Annotated in this window: 19 protein-coding genes; 5 read left to right on the forward strand and 14 right to left on the reverse strand. The window is 74.8% G+C overall.

Annotation, left to right across the window (positions count from 1 at the left end):
- Positions 1-42: 42 nt before the first annotated feature.
- Entirely contained in the window at positions 43-1,620 is a 1,578-nt protein-coding gene (gene hflX / locus N0B34_RS16345; protein ID WP_412175761.1) for a GTPase HflX, read from the reverse strand.
- Positions 1,621-1,666: 46 nt separating this feature from the next.
- On the opposite strand from hflX, the gene N0B34_RS16350 reads away from it, so the two are divergent.
- A complete protein-coding gene (locus tag N0B34_RS16350; protein WP_263732336.1) occupies positions 1,667-2,302 on the forward strand; it encodes a class I SAM-dependent methyltransferase in 636 nt (211 codons plus the stop codon).
- Between the two features lie 8 nt (positions 2,303-2,310).
- On the opposite strand, the gene dapF is transcribed toward N0B34_RS16350, so the two are convergent.
- Together dapF and miaA are read right to left on the reverse strand one after the other, a co-directional pair.
- Positions 2,311-3,267 (reverse strand): diaminopimelate epimerase, encoded by a 957-nt coding sequence (gene dapF, locus N0B34_RS16355; protein WP_263732337.1) that lies wholly within the window; start codon positions 3,265-3,267, stop codon positions 2,311-2,313.
- Positions 3,264-4,238, reverse strand: a complete 975-nt coding sequence (gene miaA, locus N0B34_RS16360) for a tRNA (adenosine(37)-N6)-dimethylallyltransferase MiaA (protein WP_263732338.1) — start codon at positions 4,236-4,238, stop codon at positions 3,264-3,266. The genes dapF and miaA overlap by 4 nt, the downstream gene beginning before the upstream one ends.
- 36 nt (positions 4,239-4,274) lie before the next feature.
- On the opposite strand from miaA, the gene N0B34_RS16365 reads away from it, so the two are divergent.
- Both N0B34_RS16365 and N0B34_RS16370 read left to right on the forward strand, forming a co-directional pair.
- Positions 4,275-4,868, forward strand: a complete 594-nt coding sequence (locus N0B34_RS16365) for a YbjN domain-containing protein (RefSeq protein ID WP_263732339.1) — start codon at positions 4,275-4,277, stop codon at positions 4,866-4,868.
- Complete coding sequence (locus tag N0B34_RS16370) at positions 4,865-5,392, forward strand: YbjN domain-containing protein (RefSeq protein ID WP_263732340.1); 528 nt, start codon at positions 4,865-4,867, stop codon at positions 5,390-5,392. Before N0B34_RS16365 ends, N0B34_RS16370 begins: the two co-directional genes overlap by 4 nt.
- 5 nt (positions 5,393-5,397) lie before the next feature.
- On the opposite strand, the gene N0B34_RS16375 is transcribed toward N0B34_RS16370, so the two are convergent.
- The 8 genes from N0B34_RS16375 to N0B34_RS16410 form a co-directional block, all read right to left on the reverse strand.
- Entirely contained in the window at positions 5,398-6,987 is a 1,590-nt protein-coding gene (locus N0B34_RS16375) for an aspartate:alanine exchanger family transporter (RefSeq protein ID WP_263732341.1), read from the reverse strand.
- A 104-nt stretch (positions 6,988-7,091) separates the two neighbouring features.
- The gene (gene miaB / locus N0B34_RS16380; protein WP_263732342.1) at positions 7,092-8,621 is read right to left on the reverse strand and encodes a tRNA (N6-isopentenyl adenosine(37)-C2)-methylthiotransferase MiaB; all 1,530 of its coding nucleotides are present in this window, start codon (positions 8,619-8,621) and stop codon (positions 7,092-7,094) included.
- Between the two features lie 28 nt (positions 8,622-8,649).
- The gene (rny, locus tag N0B34_RS16385) at positions 8,650-10,182 is read right to left on the reverse strand and encodes a ribonuclease Y (protein WP_263732343.1); all 1,533 of its coding nucleotides are present in this window, start codon (positions 10,180-10,182) and stop codon (positions 8,650-8,652) included.
- A 220-nt stretch (positions 10,183-10,402) separates the two neighbouring features.
- On the reverse strand, positions 10,403-10,924 hold the full coding sequence (locus N0B34_RS16390; RefSeq protein ID WP_263732344.1) for a regulatory protein RecX: 522 nt from the start codon (positions 10,922-10,924) through the stop codon (positions 10,403-10,405).
- A gap of 62 nt (positions 10,925-10,986) precedes the next feature.
- Entirely contained in the window at positions 10,987-12,024 is a 1,038-nt protein-coding gene (gene recA, locus N0B34_RS16395; RefSeq protein ID WP_263732345.1) for a recombinase RecA, read from the reverse strand.
- Between the two features lie 244 nt (positions 12,025-12,268).
- A complete protein-coding gene (locus N0B34_RS16400; RefSeq protein ID WP_263732346.1) occupies positions 12,269-13,123 on the reverse strand; it encodes an MBL fold metallo-hydrolase in 855 nt (284 codons plus the stop codon).
- A complete protein-coding gene (locus tag N0B34_RS16405; protein ID WP_263732347.1) occupies positions 13,120-15,141 on the reverse strand; it encodes an alkaline phosphatase family protein in 2,022 nt (673 codons plus the stop codon). Before N0B34_RS16405 ends, N0B34_RS16400 begins: the two co-directional genes overlap by 4 nt.
- Before the next feature lie 47 nt (positions 15,142-15,188).
- Positions 15,189-15,431 carry a DUF3046 domain-containing protein gene (locus N0B34_RS16410; RefSeq protein WP_263732348.1) on the reverse strand — a complete coding sequence of 81 codons (243 nt, stop codon included), beginning with the start codon at positions 15,429-15,431 and terminating at the stop codon, positions 15,189-15,191.
- A 58-nt stretch (positions 15,432-15,489) separates the two neighbouring features.
- Between N0B34_RS16410 and N0B34_RS16415 the strand changes: the two genes are divergently transcribed.
- Both N0B34_RS16415 and N0B34_RS16420 read left to right on the forward strand, forming a co-directional pair.
- Complete coding sequence (locus N0B34_RS16415; protein WP_263732349.1) at positions 15,490-20,529, forward strand: DEAD/DEAH box helicase; 5,040 nt, start codon at positions 15,490-15,492, stop codon at positions 20,527-20,529.
- Between the two features lie 15 nt (positions 20,530-20,544).
- Entirely contained in the window at positions 20,545-21,315 is a 771-nt protein-coding gene (locus N0B34_RS16420) for a DNA-formamidopyrimidine glycosylase family protein (RefSeq protein ID WP_263732350.1), read from the forward strand.
- An 84-nt stretch (positions 21,316-21,399) separates the two neighbouring features.
- On the opposite strand, the gene N0B34_RS16425 is transcribed toward N0B34_RS16420, so the two are convergent.
- From N0B34_RS16425 to pgsA, 3 genes are all read right to left on the reverse strand, one after another.
- On the reverse strand, positions 21,400-21,747 hold the full coding sequence (locus tag N0B34_RS16425; protein ID WP_263732351.1) for a helix-turn-helix domain-containing protein: 348 nt from the start codon (positions 21,745-21,747) through the stop codon (positions 21,400-21,402).
- Positions 21,748-21,999: 252 nt separating this feature from the next.
- Positions 22,000-22,494 carry a CinA family protein gene (locus N0B34_RS16430; RefSeq protein WP_263732352.1) on the reverse strand — a complete coding sequence of 165 codons (495 nt, stop codon included), beginning with the start codon at positions 22,492-22,494 and terminating at the stop codon, positions 22,000-22,002.
- A 2-nt stretch (positions 22,495-22,496) separates the two neighbouring features.
- Positions 22,497-23,093, reverse strand: coding sequence for a CDP-diacylglycerol--glycerol-3-phosphate 3-phosphatidyltransferase (gene pgsA / locus N0B34_RS16435; RefSeq protein ID WP_263732353.1), 597 nt, complete (start codon positions 23,091-23,093; stop codon positions 22,497-22,499).
- Positions 23,094-23,148 lie beyond the last annotated feature (55 nt).

Raw genomic sequence — 23,148 nt, forward strand, 5'->3', positions numbered from 1 at the left:
GACGAGCGCGAGCGGGGCGGTCCGACGCGCCGAGGGGTCGCATCAGGCGCGACGCACAGCCACCGAGTTCAGCTCGCCGGCGAGCGTCGCGTCGACCCGGGCGCGCAGCCACGTGCCGTCCGGCGTGTGCTCCTCGGCGTCGATGTCGCCGTGCTCGTGCACGCGGCTGACCAGGTCCCCACGCGAGTACGGCACCACCACGTCGACCGGCACACCGGGACGTGGCAGCTGGTCCGCGACCAGCTCCATCAGCTCGGCGATCCCCTCACCGGTGTGCGCCGAGACCACCACGGAGTGCACCTCGCGGGAGCGGAGGCGGGCGATCGCCTCGGGGCTCGCGAGGTCGGCCTTGTTCAGCACGATGATCTCGGGCACGTCCATCGCCCCTGGGATGTCCGCGAACACGTGCCGCACCACGGCGATCTGCCCCTCGGGATCCGGGTGCGACGCGTCCACGACGTGCAGGATCAGATCTGCGTCGGCCACCTCCTCGAGCGTCGACCGGAACGCCTCGACCAGCTGGTGCGGCAGCGACCGTACGAAACCGACGGTGTCCGCCAGCGTGTAGACGCGGCCGTCCGCGGTCTCGGCGCGGCGCACCGTCGGGTCGAGGGTGGCGAACAGCGCGTTCTCCACCAGGACACCCGCTCCGGTGAGCCGGTTGAGCAGCGAGGACTTCCCGGCGTTGGTGTAGCCCGCGATCGCCACCGACGGCACCGCGTTCCGCTTGCGCGACGCACGCTTGGTCTGCCGTGAGGGCTGCATCGCCGCGATCTCCCGGCGCAGCCGCGCCATCCGGTTGCGGATGCGACGGCGGTCGAGCTCGATCTTCGTCTCACCGGGACCACGCGATCCCATGCCCGCACCGGCGCCGCCGACCTGGCCACCGGCCTGCCGGGACATCGACTCGCCCCAGCCGCGCAGCCGAGGCAGCAGGTACTCGAGCTGGGCGAGCTCGACCTGGGCCTTGCCCTCCCGGGACTTGGCGTGCTGGGCGAAGATGTCGAGGATCAGCGCCGTCCGGTCGACCACCTTGACGCGGACGACGTCCTCCAGGGAGCGCCGCTGCGAGGGAGCGAGATCGCCGTCGACCACGACGGTGTCCGCACCGACCGCCGCCACGAGGCGCGCCAGCTCGGCCGCCTTGCCGGAGCCGAGGTACGTACCGGGGTCCGGCGTGCGCCGGTGCTGCAGCAGCCCGTCGAGCACCTGCGAACCGGCGGTCTCGGCGAGGGCCGCGAGCTCGCGGAGCGAGTTCTCCGCGTCCTCCGCCGTTCCTTCGCCCCACAGCCCGACGAGCACGACGCGCTCCAGCCGCAGCTGCCGGTACTCGACCTCGGTGACGTCCTGCAGCTCCGTCGACAGACCGGCGACCCGGCGCAGCGACGTGCGCTCCTCCAGGTCCAGCTGCTCGCCGTCGTAGGCGGTGTGCTCCGCCGCGGAGGACTGCAACGAGGCACCCGCCCGGGCGAGCACGCGTGCGACCACGTCGTCGGCCACCTCCTGCGCGGTGCGCGCCCGGTCGGGCGTCCCGTGGGTGGTGGTCCGGGGGTCGTTCACGCGGTTCCTCTCGGCTCGGTCCCTCCAGGGTCGCACGGGCGGTGCGGAGCGGCGAGGCATTTCGCCGTGGGCCGAGCGGTGTGGCGGACGCCGATAGGGTCGGCGCGTGGGCGAGCAGGAGCACTACTTCACGGCCCGTCCGTCCTCGGCCGCCGACCGCCGGACGATCGAGGTCGAGCTGGCGGGCAGGACGGTCGCGGTCCAGACGGCCGGGGGCGTCTTCTCCCCCGACCACGTCGACCTCGGCACCCGGGTGCTGCTGCGCTCCGTGCCGACGCCACCCGCCTCCGGCGACCTGCTCGACCTGGGCTGCGGCTGGGGCCCTCTCGCCCTGACGCTGGCGCTGCAGTCCCCCGACGCGCACGTGTGGGCCGTCGACGTCAACGAGCGGGCGCTCGACCTGGTGCGGCGCAACGCGGCGGCGCTCGGCCTGCAGAACGTCACCGCGGCGACGCCGGACGCCGTGCCCTCCCAGGTGCGGTTCGCCACGGTCTGGTCGAACCCGCCCGTGCGGGTCGGCAAGGCGGAGCTGCACGGGCTGCTCCGGCAGTGGCTCACCCGCCTGGAACCGGGTGGCGAGGCGTGGCTCGTGGTCGGCCGCCATCTGGGCGCCGACCCGCTGCTGCGCTGGTTGCAGGAGGAGCTCGCGCCGGACGTCCGGACGGAGCGGTCCGGCAGCGCCAAGGGGTTCCGGGTGCTCCGCGCGGAGGCGTCCGGGTCCGGCGACGACGTTGCCGGCTGACGGACCCGTCAGGACGAGGTCAGCGTCGCCAGGTCGACCGTCGCCTCGGCGACCAGCACCGCAGGACCGGCCAGCTCGACGTGCCCGTCGGCCCGGGCCGTGACGCGCAAGGTGCCCCCGGGCACGTGCACCAGCCACTGGTCCGGCGCCCCGTCTCCCGCCCAGGTACGCACGGCGAGCGCCGCCGCGCACGCCCCCGTGCCGCAGGAGGCGGTCTCGCCGACGCCGCGCTCGTAGACGCGCATCCGGACGGTGCCGACCGTCCCGCCGTCCTCGGTGGTGCGCTCCCCGAGGGGCAGCACCAGCTCGGTGTTCGTGCCCTCGGGCGGGACGGGGCGAACTGCCGGCTCGCGGGTCAGGTCGGCGCCCTCCAGCTCGTCGGCGTCCGCGACGACGACCACGGTGTGCGGGTTGCCCATGTCCACGCTGAGGGCCGGCCGCGCCACACGCAGCCCGGGGACGTCCACCGTGGCGTCGCCACCCGCCTGCACGGCCGCGGTGCCACCCGGCAGCGACCACACGCCCATGTCGACCGAGTACCAGCGCTCGTCGGCCACCCCGGCCGGGACGGGCACCTCCCGGACCCGTCGCACACCGGCTCGAGTGCCGAGCACCAGCTCACCGTCGCGGGGGTCCCAGAGCCCCAGGCTGCGCACCAGTGCGGCCAGCACCCGCACGCCGTTGCCGCACATCTGGGCGACGGAGCCGTCCGCGTTGCGGTAGTCCATGAACCACTGCGCACCCTGGTCCGCCGCCAGCGTCGCGGCGTCCTCGGACAGCAGGCGGGCGGCGACGAGCCGGATCACCCCGTCGCCGCCGATCCCCGCGCGTCGCTCGCACAACGCCCGCACGAGCGCGGTCGTCAGGTCGAGACGCCCCTCGCGGTCGTCGATCAGCACGAAGTCGTTGCGTGTCCCGTGCCCCTTGGCCACGTGCAGCCGCTGGGCGGCGGGAACGGACGTCATGAGCCCAGACTACGGCGGCCGCCGGGCCGCTCCGGCGGAGGTCCGAGCGTGCCCGCGTCGGCCCGCGCGACGACGTCGAGCGCCTGGTCGACCAGGTCGGGCGCCTGCGCGTCGAGCCAGTGCACGCGCGGGTCCCGGCCGAACCAGCCCATCTGCTTGCGCGCCAGCCGACGCGTCGCCGCCACGGTGGACTCGAACGCCTCCTCCTCCGTCAGCGACCCCGCCCGCATCGCGATCACCTGCGCATAGCCCACCGCACGAGCCGCGGTCCGGCCGAGGCCGCCGGAGAGCAGGCGGTCGACCTCGTCGACGAGGCCCTCCTCCCACATCCGTCGCACGCGCGCCGCCACACGGGCGTCGAGCGTCGGCCGGTCGCAGTCCAGCCCTATGCGGACGGAAGGCACCTCGTCGACGTGGTCGGGCAGCGCCGCGGAGTAGGGCCGCCCCGTCACGCCGATCACCTCGAGGGCGCGCACGATGCGCCGCGCGTTGCGCGGACCGATGGCGTCCGCGGCCGTCGGGTCGAGCCGGCGCAGCTCGTCGTGCAGCGCCCGGGAACCCTCCGCCTCGACGCGCGCCTCGAGCAGCGCCCGGAGCGCGGGGTCCGTCCCGGGGAACTCCAGGTGGTCCAGCAGGGCCCGGACGTAGAGGCCCGACCCGCCGACGGCCACCGCGCGGCGGCCCCGGCCGGCGAGCTCGTCCAGAGTCGCGCGCGCCCATCCCTGGTAGTCCGCCACCGAGGCGTCCTGCGACGGTTCCAGCACGTCGAGGAGGTGGTGCGGCACGCCCTGCCGCTCGTCGACCGGCACCTTCGCCGTACCGATGTCCATGCCCCGGTACAGCTGCATCGCGTCGGTGTTCACCACCTCGCCGCCCAGCGCGAGCGCCAGCGCGATCCCGAGGTCGGACTTCCCGGTCGCCGTCGGTCCGACGACGGCCACGACGAGGGCCGGGCGCGAGACGGACGGCACGCGTCGACCGTACCGGGTGCTGGGTACCCTCGACGCATGGCCTCCTTCGCCGACCGCGCGCGCGACTGGGTCGCGCGCCGGGCCCGTCGTCGGGCACCGGAGCCGGACGACGGGCCACCGCTGTCGGACGACGAGCTGCACGACCACGTCGCTGCCCTGCTCGCTCGGGAGCTGGGTGTCGCCGAGGCCGGCGAGGAGCTCCCCGTTCCCGTGACGCCCGCCCGGATCGCCGCCTGGATGTCCGACAACGGCTTCTCCTACTTCGTGGACAACGACGGTGACCTGGGAGGCCTCTGGCGCGGGCGGCTGTTCTACTTCTTCCTCTTCGGGGAGCAGGCCGAGATCCTGCAGATCCGGGGGCAGTGGCACCGCGAGGTGGCGATCGAGCGCCTGGAGGAGGTGCTCGACCTGTGCAACGAGTGGAACGCCGACCGCATCTGGCCCAAGGCGTACGTCCGGGTCCGTGACAACGGCCGCGTCCACGTGATCAGCGAGGTCGCCGTCGACCTGGAGCACGGTGCGACCGACGCGCAGCTGCACCAGACGCTGTTCTGCGGCCTGTCGACGGGAAGCATGTTCTTCGACTCGTTGGACGAGCGGTACCCCGACCCGGCCGGGGTCGCGCCGTGAGCCGGCCCGGGTGGCTGCAGCGGGCCCTGGGCGGACTGCCTACCCCCGCCAAGTCCCGGCTGGCCGACGACGAGCCTCCGACGCCGCTGGCCCGGTCACGCGTCGCGGACTACCTGCGCGGCCGCGGCTACAAGTTCGTGGTCGACGAGGACGGCGACCTGACCGGCACGTGGGACGGCAACCGGTTCTGGTTCCTGCTGCTGGGCGAGCACCAGGAGATCCTCCAGGTGCGCGGCCGGTGGCACCGGATGCTCGCCCTGGAGAACCGCCCCGCCGTCGCACTGACGGTCAACGACTGGAACCGCGAGCGGATCTGGCCCAAGGCGTACCTCCGCGAGGAGGAGGGCCAGCTGGCGCTGTACAGCGAGGTCTCGGCCGACCTGGAGCCGGGTGCCACGGACGTGCAGCTCGCCCAGCTGATCGCGTGCGGCCTCGGCACCGGTGTGCAGATGTTCTCTGCGCTCGAGGGGATGCTGCCCGACCCCGGCGCGGCCGCCGAACCGCCGGACGTGCCCGACCACTGACCGGGTCAGAGGCCGCCCAGCACCTGGCCGAGCAGGATCTTGGCGATCATCGCCGCCGGGTACACCAGGGCGTACCCGAGCGCGACGCGTGAGTCGCTGTTGGTCCGTGCATTCGCGAACGCCAGCACGGCCGGCTGCGTCTGGGCACCGCCCATCAGGCCGGACAGCTGGGTGCCGCCGATGTGGAACGCGCGCCGCATCACCACCAGGAGACCGACGCCGACCAGCGTGGTGACCACGACGCCGAGCACCAGGATCCGCAGCCACTCCCCGGAGGAGAACGCCCCGCTGATCTGCGAACCGGCGCGGGTCCCGGCCTGCGCGAGGAAGACGAGCATGCCGAACTCGCCGATCGCCTGCGCGGACGTGTACGGCATGGCCGTGACCAGCGGCCCGATGCGACCGACCCGGCCCAGCACCAGACCGAGCACCAGGGTCCCGGCCGCCGACCCGATGGAGAACACCCGGCCCGGCACGGGGAAGGCGACCACGCCGAGCAGCACGCCGGCGGCCATGCCGAGGCCGAGCACGATCGGGGTGATGTCCGACAGGCCCCGCGACGAGTCCCCGAAGAAGGCGGACACGTCCTTCATCCGGTCCCGCGGTGCGATGACGCGCACGCGGTCGCCCAGCTGGAGCAGGAAGTCGTCGGTGGCCACCATGTCGACGTCGCCCCTGCGGACACGTGACGCGGTGGCGCGGAACCGCGCCGCCAGCCCCAGCTCGGCGACCGTCCGTCCCGCGGCACGGGCGTTCGACACGGTGATCCGCCGGACGTCCAGGTAGTCCCGGTCCACCTCGAGATGGTGCGACGAGGTGTGCCCCAGCTCGCGGGTGACCGCCTCCACGTCGTCGGCCGGTCCCACCACGGTGACCAGGTCGTCGAGCAGCAGCGTGTCGCGCTCGTCCGCCGTGAGGATGGGTGACTGCTCGCCGTGCCGCACGCGCGAGAACTTGATCCGGTCGCCGTGGAGCTCCTCGAGCTCGGCGAGCCGCGGTGACGAGTCGATCTCGACCCGCACCGTCCGGCTGATCAGGGCCGCCGGCGCATCGGTGTCCGACGCTCGGTTGCGCAGCGCGAAGGACACCGCGACGAGCATGCCGACGACACCGAAGAGGTACGTCACGGCGTAGCCGACCGTCGGCGCCGTCTGGTCGCCGGCCGCCTCGCGGGCCGCAGCGAGGGCGGGCGTGTTGGTCACGGCACCGGCCCACGCACCGGCCACCACGGCCGGCTTCAGGTCGAGCAGCCGGCCCATCCCCACCGCTGCGAGCGCCGCCACGGCGAGAACCCCGACCATCGACAGGATCGGTCCGAGACCGCGCCGGAGCGAGGCGAAGAACGTCGCGCCGGAGACGATGCCGACGCTGAAGGTGAAGAGCGTCAGGCCCAGGGTGCCGAGGGTCTCGGGCACCTGCAGGTCGAGGCCGCTCGCCGAGCCCCACGCGCTGACCGCGATGGCCAGGAACAGCACCGCTGCGGCGCCCAGGCCCACGCCCTTGACCTTGAGGTGCCCGATCGCCGACCCGAACCCCACGATCACGAACAGCAGGAGGATCGGCTGCGCAGCGAGGAAGGCGAGGACGGAGTGCATAGGGACTCCTGCGGCTGGGTGCGACGTTGCGCCGCCATCACAGCAGCCGCATCCCGCGCCCAGCAGGGCCGAAAGACCCCGGGCCCTTCGGCCTGGGAGGCAGGTCAGCGCATCCGGACGGGGAGCCCCAGGAGCACCGGACCGGTCGGTGCCGCCGGCCCGTGCGCGTGGGCGTGCGCGTCGTCGTCCGCGCCCCGTGCCGCCCACGCGTCGCCGGCACGGGTGCGCCGGACCTCGAACGGGCCGCCGTCGAGCGCCCCGTCTGCCACGAGGTGGTGCGGTGCCGCGTGGGTCACGCGGACGCGGACCAGGTCGCCGGGACGCGGCCGGCCCTCGTCCGGCAGATCGGCCGGCGCGGCGAGGTGGACCAGGCGGTTGTCCGCCGCACGGCCCGACAGGCGCGCGGTCAGCCCGTCCTTGCGCCCCTCCCCCTCCGCGACCAGCACGTCGACGTCCCGGCCCACCTGCGTCCGGTTCTCCTCGAGGGAGATGCGCTCCTGGAGCTCGACGAGCCGCTCGTAGCGCTCCTGCACGACCGCCTTGGGCACCTGGTCGCCCATGTCCGCCGCCGGCGTGCCGGGACGGGGCGAGTACTGGAACGTGAACGCCGACGAGAACCGCGCCTGCTCCACCACCCGCAAGGTCGCCTCGAAGTCCTCGTCCGTCTCGCCGGGGAAGCCCACGATGACGTCCGTGGTGATCGCCGCGTGCGGGATCGCCTCGCGGACGGCGCCGACGATGCCGAGGAACCGCTCCGCCCGGTACGACCGTCGCATCGCGCGCAGCACCCGGTCCGAGCCGGACTGCAGCGGCATGTGCAGCTGCGGCATCACGGTGCGCGTCGCCGCCATCGCCTCGATAACGTCCTCCCGGAAGGCCGCCGGGTGCGGAGACGTGAACCGCAGCCGCTCGAGGCCCGGGACGGCACCGACCGTGCGCAGCAGCCGGGCGAAAGCGCCGCGGTCGCCGAACTCGACCCCGTAGGAGTTGACGTTCTGACCGAGCAGGGTCACCTCGATGGCGCCCTGCTCGACGAGGGCCTCCACCTCCGCGAGGATCTCCCCCGGCCTGCGGTCCCGCTCCCGGCCGCGCAGGGACGGGACGATGCAGAACGTGCAGGTGTTGTTGCAGCCGACGCTGATGGAGACCCAGCCGGCGTAGACGGACTCGCGACGGGTCGGCAGCGTGGAGGGGAACACCTGCAGCGACTCGGCGATCTCCACCTCGGCCCGCTCGTTGTGGCGGGCCCGCTCGAGCAGCACCGGCAGCACGTCGAGGTTGTGCGTGCCGAAGACCACGTCCACCCACGGGGCGCGTTCGACGATGCCGGCCCTGTCCTTCTGCGCGAGGCAGCCGCCGACCGCGATCTGCATGCCGGGCCGGGCGCGCTTGGCCGCTGCCAGCCGACCGAGGTTGCCGTACAGCCGGTCCGCCGCGTTCTCCCGCACCGCGCACGTGTTGATCACGACGACGTCCGCATCCTCGGCCGCGACGGCCTGCGGGTCGGCGCGCACGTAGCCTGCGGCTTCCAGCAGGCCGGACATGTGCTCGGAGTCGTGCACGTTCATCTGGCAGCCGAGGGTCTTGACCAGATAGGTGCGTGCGGCCCGCTCGGCCGTCGGGGTCGTGGACATCGCGGACCAGGGTACGACGGGGCCGAGGTCAGCCCGCCGTCGCGCTGGCGCGCAGCTCCCGGACCACCGTCACCTTGACCTCGCCCGGGTACGTCAGGTCCTGCTCGATCTGCTTCGCGATCGCGGACGCCAGGCCGGGCAGCGCGGTGTCGTCCACCTCGGAGGGCTCGACGACGACGCGCACCTCACGCCCGGCAGCCATCGCCAGCGCCCGACGGACGCCCGGGTGCGCGGCGACCAAGGCCTCCAGACGGTCCATCCGCTCGACGTACTGGTCGAGCTCCTCACGACGTGCTCCCGGACGAGCTGCCGAGATGGCGTCCGCCGCCTGGACCAGCACGGCCTCCACCGTGGTCGGGGCCACCTCGTCGTGGTGCGCGGCGACGGCGTTGACCACGGCCTCGCTCTCCCCGCAACGGCGGACCAGGTCGGCGCCGACGAGCGCGTGCGTGCCGGGCACCTCGGCGGTCAGCGCCTTGCCCACGTCGTGCAGCAGCGCACCACGACGGGCCACCTCGACGTCGGCGCCGACCTCCGCGGCGATCGCTGCCGCCAGCTGGGCGCACTCGACGAGGTGCTCCAGGACCGTCTGCCCGTAGGAGGTGCGCAGCCGCAGGCGCCCCAGCGTGGACACCAGCTCGGGGTGCAGGCCGCGCACCCCCGCGCGCTCGGCCGCCTCACCCCCGGCCGCCTCCGACCGCTCGTCCGCCCCCGCCAGCGCCTCGGCGTACGCCACCTCGATCCGCTGCGGATGGATCCGGCCGTCGGCCATGAGCGCCTCGAGCGTCACCTGCGCCACCTCGCGGCGGCCGGCGTCGAAGCACGACAGGACGACAGCACCCGGCACGTCGTCGACCAGGACGTTCACGCCCGTCAGCGCCTCGAACGAGCGGATGTTGCGCCCTTCCTTGCCGATGATCCGGCCCTTCATGTCGTCCGTGGGCAGCGGCAGCACGGTGATCGCCGCCTGCGAGCTGGTCGGCACCGCCAGCCGTTGCACGGCCGTGGTCACCACGCGTCGGGCCTTCGCCTCAGCGGTGCGGCGTGCACTCGCCTCGGCGCGGCGCACCGCCGCCGCGGCCTCGTGGAGCGCCTCGTCCGTCACGCGGCGCACGATCTCCGCCCGCGCCTCTTCCTCCGTCAGGCCGGACGCCGCCTCGAGCTCGGCGCGCGCCTGCTGCTGCGCCTCCGCCAGACGGCGTGCGACGGTGCGTTCCGCATCCGCCATCGTCCGCGCGGCCGCACGCTCGGCGGCGTCCACCGCCCGCGCCGACGTCCGCTCCTCCGCGTCGAGGCGGTCGGCCCGCTCCCTCAGGGTGCGCTGGAGCGCGTCCAGCTCCTCGCGGTCACGCCCGACGGCTTCCTCGCGCTCAGTCACGCGGCGTTCACGCCGCTCCGCGTCGGCCAGCTGGGCGCGCGCCTCGTCCTTCATCCGGACGACGTCCTCACGGGCGCCGCGACGGACCGCCTCGGCCTCCCGACGAGCCAGCAGAACCAGCAGGAGCGCCACGAGGCACGCACCGAGCAGTCCGACGACCGTGACGATCGAGGGGACGTCCACCCAAGCCTCCCAGCTGGTCCTCCGACACCGGCTGCGCCGGGCACCGGGCGCCGGCCCGGCGTTCGGGGCAGTGCCACATTGTCACGCACCGGCGCCGCGGTCGGGCCACGTGCCGAGAGGCTGAGCAGGGCGAACCTCCTGTCCACGCTCCTCGGCCCCCGGGGCGGACCGCCGCCCGAGGGCCGCAGGCGCGGCCCGCTCCTCCGGGCCGCCCGGCCCGTCAGACGTCGGTGCCGAACCCCTCCTCGTCGGCACCAGCGTCCGCGCCCTCGTCGGCGAGTGCGTCGCGGACCAGCTTCGCCACCAGCCCCGGCGGGTACCCCTTACGGCCGAGCGTGCCGTACGTGCGGCGGATGCGCGTCTGGCGATCCAGGCCACGGGTGGCCGCCAGCTTGCGGAGGACGAGCGCTCGGGCGGCCGTCTCCTCGTCCTCGTCGCCGACCTCCTCCAACGCGGTGGCGGCCGTCACCGGGTCGATGCCCTTACGACGCAGCTCGTTCGCGAGGGCCGTGCGAGACAGGCCGCGCTCGGCGTGCCGGGTGCGCACCAACGAGCCGGCGTACGCGGCGTCGTCCACGAGCCCCACCTCGGTGAATCGATCGAGCACGCGCTCCGCGACGGCCGCGGGCACGTCCCGCCGCGCCATCGCCTCGGCGAGCTGGGCGCGGCTGCGCGGCGCGGCCGTCAGCAGCCGCAGGGCGATGGCGCGGGCGACCTCTTCGGGGTCCGGCTCCCGATCCACCGCCGCCGGTCCCGCCTCAGGTGGTTCCGAGGCGGGCCGACGGCGGCGTGCGTCCCGCATGCTCAGAAGTCCACCGGCGCGCTCTCGGCCGGGTTGTCCACACGCGCCCCGACGCCGAGCTTCTCCTTGATCTTCTTCTCGATCTCGGCAGCGAGGTCGGGGTTGTCCCGGAGGAAGGACCGGGCGTTCTCCTTGCCCTGGCCCAGCTGGTCGCCCTCGTACGTGAACCACGAGCCCGACTTGCGGATGAACCCGTGCTCGACGCCCATGTCGATGAGGCCACCCTCACGGGAGATGCCGACGCCGTAGAGGATGTCGAACTCGGCCTGCTTGAACGGCGGCGCCATCTTGTTCTTGACGATCTTCACGCGGGTGCGGTTGCCCACGGCGTCCGAGCCCTCCTTGAGGGTCTCGATCCGACGGATGTCCATGCGCACGGACGCGTAGAACTTCAGCGCCTTGCCTCCGGTGGTGGTCTCCGGGCTGCCGAAGAACACGCCGATCTTCTCGCGGAGCTGGTTGATGAAGATCGCCGTGGTCCCGGAGGAGTTCAGCGCGCCGGTGATCTTCCGGAGGGCCTGGGACATCAGACGGGCCTGGAGCCCGACGTGGCTGTCCCCCATCTCGCCCTCGATCTCGGCCTTGGGCACCAGCGCCGCGACCGAGTCGACCACGACGATGTCGATCGCACCGGAGCGGATCAGCATGTCCATGATCTCGAGCGCCTGCTCACCGGTGTCCGGCTGCGAGACCAGGAGGGCGTCGGTGTCGACGCCGAGCTTCTTGGCGTACTCCGGGTCCAGCGCGTGCTCGGCGTCGATGAACGCCGCGATTCCACCGGCACGCTGCGCGTTCGCGACGGCGTGCAGCGCCACCGTCGTCTTGCCGGAGGACTCGGGGCCGTAGATCTCGATGATGCGGCCGCGCGGGAGGCCGCCGATGCCCAGCGCCACGTCGAGAGCGATGGAGCCGGTGGGGATCACCTCGACGGGGGCACGCCCCTCGTCGCCGAGGCGCATGATCGACCCCTTGCCGAACTGGCGGTCGATCTGGCTGAGTGCGGCCTCGAGGGCCTTCTCGCGGTCCTGCGGTGCGGGCATGGGTCCCACCTCGTCGTCTCGAGCAGCGTGCGCTGCGCCTGCGGGGGCTGGTCTTCGTCGTGGGCGACCGTATGTCCGACCACCGACACGGCCGTCGAGGCCCCTCACCTCCCGTCGCGGCAGGCGTGCCGGGCGGGCTGAGGGCGGCTCGACGGCTGATCGCCCGCAGACAATCTACCCGAACAGGTGTTCGACGCCGGGCGACACGCCGGTCACCGAACGGCGTGCCTCGACGTGGTCGCGGCTACCGCGTGCCGACCGTGCGCACGGCCACCTGCTGCCCCGGCTCGAGGACGTGGGCGCGGCAACCTGGTGCCTCGCGCTCCACGGCCGCCGCGAACGCGGCACCGGCGCGGTCCATCCAGCCGGGAGGGAGCCTTCGCGACACGGGAGCGTGCAAGGTCCCCCAGTGCACCGGCACCGCGTGCCGAGCACCGACGAGGGCGCAGACCCGCGCGGCCTGGACCGGGTCCATGTGCCCACCCGACAGCCGCGGGCCCCACCCGCCCACCGGCACCAGCGCGAGGTCGATCGGGCCGCCGGCGAGCTCCGGCAGCCGCGCCATCTCCGCGTACGGCTCGGTGTCACCGGGGAACCAGACGCGCAGCCCGTCGGCGACCAGCACGAACCCGTTGGCCGCGTTCGGACGGTGCGGCATCGGGCGGTCCCCGTGCACGGCGGGCACCGCGCACACGGCCACGCCGGCTCCCGGTACCGCGCCGCGCGCGTGCGACCCACGCGGGCCGACGCTCAGCCACACGCCCTCCGCGAGGCCGAGGGCACCGCGTACCTCGTGGTCACGCAGCCAGTGCGCGTTGGCCGGAGCCGTGAGCACCGGGACGTCGTCGAGCAGGTGCAGCGAACCGAGCTCGGCGTGGTCGTGATGCAGGTGCGACAGGAGCACGACGTCGGCTCCCGACCACACCGCCGGTGCCGGCGCAGCGCCACGTCGGCGTAGCAGGCCGGCGTGCCTCCGCAGCAGGGGGTCGGTCAGCACGCGCACCCCGGCGACGTCCAGCACGGCGCTGGCGTGCCCGAGCCACGTGACACGGACGACCCCCGGTCCCGGGAGGGTCGTCGAGAGTACCGGCCGCGTCATCGGCGCACCCCTGCCGACCGCGCCCACCTCATGAGATGAGCGTGCACCAGCTCGGCGCCGACCAGCACTCGGCGGCCACCCACGTCCGTCCGGTCGCTCTCGTCGACCGCCCACTCCACCGGGTGCAGCAGGAACGGCCAGGACTGTGCGCCGCCCAGGCCGCCGTGCGAGCCGACCTGACCTTCGAAGGCGTGCACCTGACCGGAGGGCGTCACTGCCGACACGACCATCAGGTCGCCGGTGCCCGGCAGCCGGCCCGCCCGGGCCAGGTCCTCGGCGGCGCGCGGTCCGAGGCCGAGCACCGGGTCCGTGCCGTCGACCAGGGCCGACGAGCCGGCCCGCGCGGGCTCGAGCAGCCGGACACCCGCCTCCCCGACCGCCACCAGCCCGCGGTCGCGGGTGTCCACCACCACGACGCCGACACCAGGGCGTCCGGCGAGACCGGCGACGAGGCCCGGGTAGAGCCCCTGCAGGTCCTCGAGCGTCAGGCGGCCGCCGTGCCGCGGGAACCAGACCAGGCCGAGGTTCCCCGACCCGGTGACGACGACCTCGGGCGGACCGGCGCTCGACGCCGAGGTGACGGCCCCCCGGTCGGGCCCCGCGACGGCACCGCCCCGACGCGGCGGGCCGACCAGGCGCGTCAGCAGCATCGTCAGCGGCCCGAAGTCCTCGCCGCCGGCGCTCGTCACACCGGGTGCGTCGGGCTCCGCCATCAGCTCGCGCACCGTGTCGAGCAGCGACCGCCCCTCGACCTGCTCGTACGTCGCGCCGAGCGACTGGCCGTGGTCCGACAGGACCACGACGCGGTACCGCCGCGGCGCCCACGCCAGCACGCGCTCGAGCGTGCCGAGCACGCCGTCCAACCCCTCGAGGGCCCGCAACGCCTCGGGCCTCGTCGGGCCGGCGTGGTGGGCGACCTCGTCGTAGTCGACGAGGTCGACGAAGACGGTCGGCACACCCCGCGCCAGCGACTCGGCGACGATCGAGGTGATCAGGTCCCGCAGCAGCACGTTGGTCAGCGCGCGCAGCGGGACGTACCAGCCCCCTCGGGACACCCGGGGACGGACGCCGTGCTCCCGCTGGCGGCGCGCCTGGTAGAGCTCCTTGGCCATCTCCCCGAGCGTGACGGTCAGGGCCCGGACCAGCACGAACGGTGAGGTGAAGAACCGCAGGTAGCCCTGGCCGGGCCCGAGGCCACGCCGCCGCCGGGTCCGGCTCATCACCAGGAAACCCGTCGGGGCGGCGCCCGAGAACATCGTCGAGACCGCGACGCCCCCGTCTGCGAGCAGGCCGTCGTGCCCGGCCAGCCCGGCCTCGATGGCCGCGGCGTCCGCGGGATGGTTGGCGACGACGAGCCGGCCGCGCTCCCGGTCCCACCACCGGAAGGCCGGGACCGTGCTCGAGTCGCCGTAGAGCAGGCCGGCCTGGCTCGCCGGGGTGGTCGCCGGCAACCGCGCCCACCACGGTTCGAGCCGGTGCGACCCGTCCACGACCCACCGCTGCATCGTCGGCGCGAGGCCCGCCTCCATCGCCTGCTCGAGCACCGGGGCGGCGACGCCGTCCAGCTGGACGACGAGCAGACCGGCAGGCCGGTCGGGGTCGTCGGCCGGACGACCGGCCGCCGACGCGGCGCGACGGGCTCGCCGCACCACCCCGTCGACCACGTAGCCGTTGCCCGGTCCGGCCCACAGCCACCGCCCGGCGGCCATCACCAGCCCGGTGAGCACCAGGACCTGAACGACGGACCAGCCGGACTCGACGTGCATGCCGGGCACGTACGCGAGAGCGGCCCACGCGACGGCCAGCTGAGCGGCGACCCCGGCGAGGAGCGCGGCGCCGGCACCGCCGAACCGGGCCACCGGCCGCAGCAGCGGTGCGACCACGAGGGCACCCACCGCGACCGCCACCGCGGTCAGCAGCACCGCGAGGGGCGAGGAGGTCCGCACGCCCGAGACGACGGCGATCGCGGCCGCGAGCCCGACCGTCGTGGTGGCCAGCGACACGCCGGCGTCCGCCACGTCGGCCGGGGTGGGCCACCAGGCCGGTCGACGACGCCCGGCCGTGCTCACCCGCGTGCGCGGCGCGGCGGGGCAGGTCGGCGCCGGTCCGACCCCCAGCGGCGCGCCTCGGGCACGTCGAGCTCGTCGCACAGGGCGTGCCACACCTCGCGCGGCTCCACGCCCTCGTCCAGCGCCTGGGCGCCCGTGCGGTCACCCAGCTCGCCGAGTCGCAGGTCGCTGACCAGCACCCGGCCGTGGGCGCGGCCCAGCACCTCGTCGACAAGGTCCCAGAACTCGCGGTACCGCACGGCCTCAGCCTGCCACCCGCCGGGCGCACGTGTCGGCGGCCCCCGCCATGATGGGCCCGTGGTGCTGGACCGCTTCTCCGAGCCGACCCGTGCGTGGTTCGCGGGCGCGTTCGCCGAGCCCACACCAGCGCAGCTCGGTGCCTGGGACGCCGTCTCGGGCGGTCAGCACGCGCTCGTCGTCGCCCCGACCGGTTCCGGCAAGACGCTGGCAGCGTTCCTGTGGGCGCTCGACGGCCTGCTGACCACCGAGCCCCCGGAGGACCCCGTCGAGCGGTGCCGCGTGCTGTACGTCTCGCCGCTGAAGGCCCTCGCGGCGGACGTCGAGAGGAACCTGCGGTCGCCGCTGGTGGGCATCCGCCAGGCGGCGACCCGCCTCGGTCGCGTCCTGCCGGAGGTCGCGGTCGGCACGCGCACCGGCGACACGCCGCCGGAGGAGCGGCGCTCGTTCGCGCGGAGGCCGCCGGACATCCTCATCACGACGCCGGAGTCGCTCTACCTGATCCTGACGTCGGCCGCACGGGCGGGTCTCGCCGGCGTGCGGACGGTCATCGTGGACGAGATCCACGCCGTGGCGGGGACGAAGCGCGGAGCGCACCTCGCGCTGTCCCTGGAACGGCTGGACGCGCTGCTGGAGCGCCCCGGCGGCCCTGGTCCTGCCCAGCGGGTCGGCCTGTCCGCCACCGTGCGCCCGGTCGAGGCGGTCTCGGCGTTCCTCGCGGGGGCGCGGTCGCTCGACGACGGCGGGCGTCGGGTGGTGACCGTGCAGCCACCGTCGGTCAAGCGCATCGAGGTCGACGTCGTGGTGCCGGTCCCCGACCTCGCGGAGCTCGCGGCGGCGCCGACGCGCGACACCGGGCCCGCCAGCGGCTCAGCGGGGGTCGCCGACGAGCTCGCGGGCGAGCTGGTGGGCAACCGGTTCGGTGGCGACCCGGTGCCGCGTGCGTCGATCTGGCCGCACGTGGAGGAGCGCGTGGTCGACCTCGTCGCGGCGCATCGTTCGACGCTGGTGTTCACCAACTCGCGGCGTGGCGCCGAGCGGCTGACGGCCCGGATCAACGAGGTGTGGGCGGAGCGCGAGGGTGTGCCGCTCGGCTCGCCGGGCGCGCTGCAGCCGGCCTCCGTGCCGGGCCAGTCGGGGACCTCCGCCGGGGTGGACACCCGCGACGCGACGACGATCCTCGCGCGGGCGCACCACGGGTCGATGAGCCGTGCCGAGCGGACCCGGACGGAGTCGGAGCTCAAGGCCGGCGTGCTGCCGGCCGTGGTCGCGACCAGCTCGCTCGAGCTCGGCATCGACATGGGCGCCGTCGACCTGGTGGTGCAGGTCGGCTCGCCACCGTCGGTGGCCAGCGGGCTGCAGCGGGTGGGTCGTGCCGGTCACCAGGTGGGCGCGGTGTCGCACGGGGTCGTGTTCCCCACCTTCCGGGGCGAGCTGGTGCCGGCGGCGGTGACCGCCGAGCGGATGCGGTCGGGCCAGCTCGAGGCGCTATCCGTGCCGGCGAACCCCCTGGACGTGCTCGCGCAGCAGGTCGTCGCGATGGTCGCCGTCGAGGACTGGCCGGTGGACGAGCTCGCCCGGGTGGTCCGACGCTCGGCACCGTTCGCCGGCCTCGGCGACGCCACGCTGCGGGCGGTGCTCGACATGCTCGCCGGTCGCTACCCGAGCGAGGAGTTCGCCGAGCTGCGGTCACGTCTGGTGTGGGACCGCGTCCGCGACGTGCTGACCGCGCGACCAGGCGCGCTTCGGCTCGCGGTCACCAGCGGCGGCACGATCCCGGACCGCGGGCTCTTCGGCGTGTTCCTGGCCGACGGCTCGACGAGCGCCGAGGTGCCCGTCGACGCCGAGCGCACCGGTGGTCGGCTGCGCGGCGGCAAGCGCGTCGGCGAGCTGGACGAGGAGATGGTGTACGAGTCGCGCGTCGGCGACACGTTCACCCTGGGCTCCAGCACGTGGCGGATCGAGGACATCACCCCGGACCGGGTGGTCGTCACGCCGGCCCCCGGGCTGCCGGGCAGGCTGCCGTTCTGGAAGGGCGACTCCCCCGGCAGGCCGGCCGAGCTCGGGCGCGCCATGGGGGCGTGGGTCCGCGAGGTGCTGGCGCTGCCGGCGTCGGGTGCGCGGGCCCGCGTCGAGGGCGCCGGCCTCGACCCGTGGGCCGCCGACAACCTCGTGGCCTATCTGCAGGAGCAGCGCGAGGCGACCGGTGAGGTCCCGAGCGACACAGTGCTGGTGCTCGAGCGGTTCCGCGACGAGCTCGGCGACTGGCGCATCGTGCTGCACTCGCCCTACGGCGCTCGGGTGCACGCACCCTGGGCGGTGGTGCTCGGAGCCCGCCTGCGCGAGCGGTACGGCGTCGACGCGGCCGTGATGCACGCCGACGACGGGATCGTGCTGCGCCTCCCGGACCTCGTCGACATCGGCCTGGACGACCCGGTCGACCGACCGGTCGGCGACGCACCCGCCATCGGGCTCGACGACCTGCTGCTGGAGCCCGACGAGGTGGTCGACTCCGTCCGGGCTGAGCTGGGCGGCTCCGCGCTGTTCGGCGCCCGGTTCCGGGAGGCTGCCGGCCGCGCGCTGCTGCTGCCCCGCCGGCGGCCGGACCGGCGGCAGCCGCTGTGGCAGCAGCGGCACCGCGCGGCGCAGCTGTTGTCCGTCGCGGCCCAGTACCCCGACTTCCCGATCCTGCTCGAGGCCGTACGGGAGTGCCTCCAGGACGACTTCGACACCACCGCGCTCGCCGACCTGATGCGTGACGTCCAGGCGGGACGTGTCCGGGTCCTCGAGGTGACCACGCCGCACCCGTCACCGTTCGCCCAGTCGCTGATGTTCGGGTACACGGCCCAGTTCCTCTACGACGGGGACGCCCCGCTCGCCGAGCGCAGGGCAGCGGCGCTCACCCTCGATCCCACCCTGCTGGCCGAGCTTCTGGGCTCCGGCGGCCAGTCGCAGCTCGCCGACCTGCTGGACCCGGAGGCGGTCGAGCGGACCGAGGCCGAGCTCGCCGCCCTCGCGCCGGACCGGCAGGCCACGACCCTCGAGCAGCTCGCCGACGTGCTGCGCCGTCTCGGCCCGTTGCCGCTCGACGAGGTGCGGGCCCGGATCCAGCCGGAGCTCCGAGAGCAGGCCACCGACTGGCTCCGCGAGCTCGAGAGGGCACGGCGGGTGATCCGGGTGCGCATCGGCGGCCTGCCGGCCGACCAAGCGGAGCAGTGGGCTGCCGTCGAGGACGCGGGGCGGCTGCGCGACGCGCTCGGCGTCGCCCTGCCCGTCGGCGTGCCCGAGGTGTTCACCGAGGTGCTGCCGGACCCGCTCGGCGACCTGCTGCGCCGGCACGCGCGGACCCACGGCCCGTTCCCCGCGGCGCAGGCCGCGACGCGCTTCGGTCTGGGTGTCGCGGTGGTGACCGAGGCGCTGCGCCGCCTCGAGGGCCGCGGCGTGCTGGTGCAGGGCCGGCTGCGACCCGAGGTGCTGGGAGGCACCGGTGACGAGTTCTGCGACGCCGAGGTGCTGCGAACCTTGCGGCGCCGTTCGCTGGCGGCGCTCCGTGCCGCCGTCGAGCCCGTTCCGCCGCAGGCGCTGGGGGTGTTCCTGCCGCGCTGGCAGGGCGTGCTGCCGGCGGGAGGAGGTTCGCGGAGCCCGGCGAGCAACGGGCTGCACGGCGTCGACGGCGTCGCGAGGGCCGTGGAGCAGCTCGCGGGCGCCGTGGTGCCGGCATCGGCGCTGGAGACGTGGGTGCTGCCCGCCCGCGTCCGGGACTACCGGCCCGCGATGCTCGACGAGCTGCTCGCCGCCGGTGAGGTGGTGTGGGCGGGGCACGGGGCGCTGGCCGGTCACGACGGGCTCGTGTCGCTGCACCCCGCTGCGGTCGCGGACCTGACGCTGCCCGCGCTGCCGGACGGGTCCGCCGGCCCGACGGACGCGACTGCGGTCCGCCTGCGGACGCACGTCCTGGACGCGCTCAGTGGTGGTGGTGCGTGGTTCCTCGGTGCGATCACGCAGCGCGTCCGCGCCGCGGTGGCGGACGACGACGCCTGGTCCGGCGACGCCGTCCCGTCTCAGGCACAGGTCGCCGAGGCGCTGTGGGACCTGGTGTGGTCGGGGCGGGTGACCAACGACAGCCTGGCGCCGCTGCGGGCCTGGCTGGGCACCGGGAGCACCGCTCATCGCGTGCGACCGGCGACGCCGCGAGGGCGGGCGCTGCGACCACGGCTCGGTCTGCGCGCGGCCGCGCGGCTGGGGTCGACCGCCGGCGCGTGGGCCGGCGGGGACGACGGCGCAGGTGCCGCCGTCGGACCGCATGCGGGTGGCCGTTGGTCGCTCCTGCCGCCTCGCGAGACGGACCCGACCCTGCGCGCGCACGCGCTCGCCGCCCAGCTGCTCGACCGCCACGGCGTGCTGACCAGGGCTGTCGCCGCCTCGGAGGGACTGAGCGGGCAGTTCGGGGACGTCTACCGGGTGCTCAGCGCGTTCGAGCAGGGTGGCCAGGTGCGGCGCGGCTACTTCGTCGAGCACCTCGGGGGCTCCCAGTTCGCCCTGCCCGGAGCGGTGGACCGCCTGCGGACCGACGCGCAGGTCGTCGACCAGGCGGCCGAGCGGGCCCGCCGGCGCGACGAGGGCGACGTCGTCGCAGGCCCCGCTCTCCCCTGGCAGCTCCCCGGCGGCAGGGGCGACACGGACGGCGTCGCACCGCCGGTGGCCGTCGTCCTGGCCGCGACGGATCCGGCGAACCCCTACGGTGCGGCGCTCGGCTGGCCCGAGGGCCCGTCGCGGCCTGCCGAGGAGGGCGCAGGTCGACACCGCCCCGGGCGGAAGGCGGGGGCGCTCGTCGTCCTCGTGGACGGCGCGCTGACGCTCTACGTCGAGCGCGGCGGCCGCACAACCCTGACGTTCGCCGAGGACCGAGCGGTGCTGGCCACCGCGGCGACGGCGCTCGCCGAGGCCGCGCGGTCCGGGCGCACCGGACGGTTGACGATCGGTCGCGTCGACGGCATCGAGGTGCTCGGCGGAGCGCTGCACAGCCCCTTGGCCGACGCGCTGGTCGGCGCGGGCTTCACCCCGACGCCACGGGGCCTGCGGCTCCGGGCCGACTCATGACCCGCGGGCGTCGCCGTGCCCGAGGGTGACGTGCTGCGGCGGACGGCCGCGCTGCTCGACCGGGCGCTGGCCGGCCGCGTCCTCGTCCGCACGGAGCTGCACTGGCCCGGCGTCGGAGGCCTCGACCTGACCGGGCGGACCGTCCTCGGCACCGTCGCCCACGGCAAGCACCTGCTCACGCGTCTCGACGACGGCACGACGGTGCACACGCACCTGCGCATGGACGGTTCGTGGCGGGTGTGGCCCACCGGTTCGAGCCGCGCCGCCGCGCGCTCCCCCGACGTGCGGGCGGTTCTCGGCACGGAGCAGACCACGGCGGTCGGCTACCTGCTCGGGATGCTCGACGTGCTGCGCACCCGTGACGAGCAGGCGGTGGTCGGCCACCTCGGACCGGACATCCTGGCGGACCGGGTCGACGCCCCGGAGCTGCTGCGCCGGTGGAACGCGGCCGGTGGCCGTCCCGCGGCAGAGGTGCTGCTCGACCAGCGTGTCGTGGCGGGGATCGGCACCATCTTCATGGCCGAGTCGCTGTTCGCCGACCGCGTGTGGCCGTGGACGCCCGCCGACGAGGTGGCCGACCCGGAACACCTGTTCGCGGTGGCGCGTCGGCTGATGCAGCGGTCCGTCGCGGCAGGACGGCCGGACGAGCGCGTGCACGGGCGCGCGGGCAGGCCGTGCACCCGCTGCGGTGGTCCCGTCGCAGTGGGCTCCGCCGGGCAACCACCCGTCCAGCGGGTGGTGTTCTGGTGCCCACGCTGCCAGGCGCAGCCGCGAGCGACCGGCTGACCGGGCCGAGCACGACGGAGGGCCGCGACCCACAGGTCGCGGCCCACCGCACGTCACAGGCTCGGCAGCGCGGCCGGCGCACGGTCAGCCGACGGGCGCGAGCTCCCCGCGCGACGCCTCCCAGGTGCGCCCGTCCCAGGAGCGGCCGGCGACGGCAGCCGCCAGGTCCACCGGGACGGTGTCCGGGATCAGCAGGCCCTCGGCGACGGCGATCCGGTCGCTGACCTCACGCAGCACCAGCGACATCGGCACGTCGAGCGCGTCGCAGATGCTCGAGAGCAGCTCCGACGACGCCTCCTTCTGCCCCCGCTCGACCTCGCTGAGGTAGCCGAGCGAGACCCGAGCAGCGGACGACACCTCACGCAGGGTGCGGCCCTGGCGCTGCCGTGCGTCCCGCAGCACGTCGCCGATCTCACGACGAAGAACGACCATCCGGGCTCCCCCCTTCGCATCACGCTGCTTGTGCTGCGAAGGGCTCCCCGTGAACGGGCCAACCCCCACGGCACCCGGCCGAACCTCGGCCGGAAGGCTTCCACCGTACCTTGCGGCACCCGCATGTGCGCCGCGGCGTCCGAGCGGACGATCCATCATCACGGTGGCTGCAACGCCGTCGGTACCCGGGGTGTTCCCTCGTGACCGCAGCCGGCACGGGCACCGACGGGACGACGGCGACAGGGCCACCCGTCAGACGGCGGACTCGCCCGCCTCCTCGAGCGCGAGCCGCAGCACCGCGGCGACCGCGCCGAGCCGCACCTGCGCCCGGTCGCCGCTCAGCCGCAACGACCGGACCCGCGCGTCCGCCGCCGTCGCGACGGCGACGTGGACCGTCCCCGGCGGGAAGCCGTCCTGATCGTCCGGCCCCGCGACGCCCGTGGTGGCGAGGCCGAGATCGGCACCGAGCCGCTCGCGCACGCCGCGGGCCATCGCGCGGGCCACGTCCGGGTCCACCGCACCACGCTGGGCCAGCAGCGCCGCGTCGACGCCGAGCAGCGTCGCCTTCAGCTCCGTCGCGTACGCCACCACGCCGCCTCGGAGCACGGCCGAGGCCCCCGGCACCTCGACGAGCGCCGAGCAGACCGCACCGCCCGTGAGCGACTCTGCGACGGCGACCGTCCACCCGCGGCGACCGGCTGCCGAGAGCAGCCCGCGTGCCACCGGGACCAGGTCGTCGTCCGTCATGCCTACCGCGCGCCGGCCGGCCCCGGCCGCGCCGCGCGTCGGATCCGCCACGCGTCCCGCAGGTAGTCCAGACCCGTCACCACGGTGACCAGCACGGCCGCCGCCATCACCACGGCGGCCACAACGGCGACGAAGCCCGGAAGGTGGTGCAGCGGCAGGAGGTAGAGGCCGAGCGCGACGGACTGCAGCACGGTCTTGAGCTTGCCGCCGCGCGACGCCGGCAGCACCACGTACCGCAGGAGGAAGAACCTCATCACCGTGATGCCGACCTCGCGCACCAGGATCACCACGGTGACCCACCACGACAGCTCATCCAGCAGGCTCAGCCCGACCAGGGCCATGCCCATCAGCAGCTTGTCGGCGATGGGGTCCAGCAGCTTGCCGAGGTCGGTGACGAGGGAGAAGCGCCGCGCGATCCACCCGTCCACCCGGTCCGTGAGCGCGGCGAGGACGAAGACCGCGAGCGCGGCCAGCCGCACGCCGACCTGCTGCCCGTGGTCCCACAGCAGCAGGACGCCGAAGACGGGGACGACCAGGATCCGCAGCACCGTGAACCCGTTCGCCACGTTCCACGGCGAAGGAGCAGCTACGTCGACCACCGCATCAGCCTAGAGGCGCGCAGCGGCGCATCCGCGCAGCCGCGACCCCAGCGCC

Source organism: Cellulomonas sp. SG140, assembly GCF_025770785.1.
GTDB lineage: Bacteria > Actinomycetota > Actinomycetes > Actinomycetales > Cellulomonadaceae > Cellulomonas.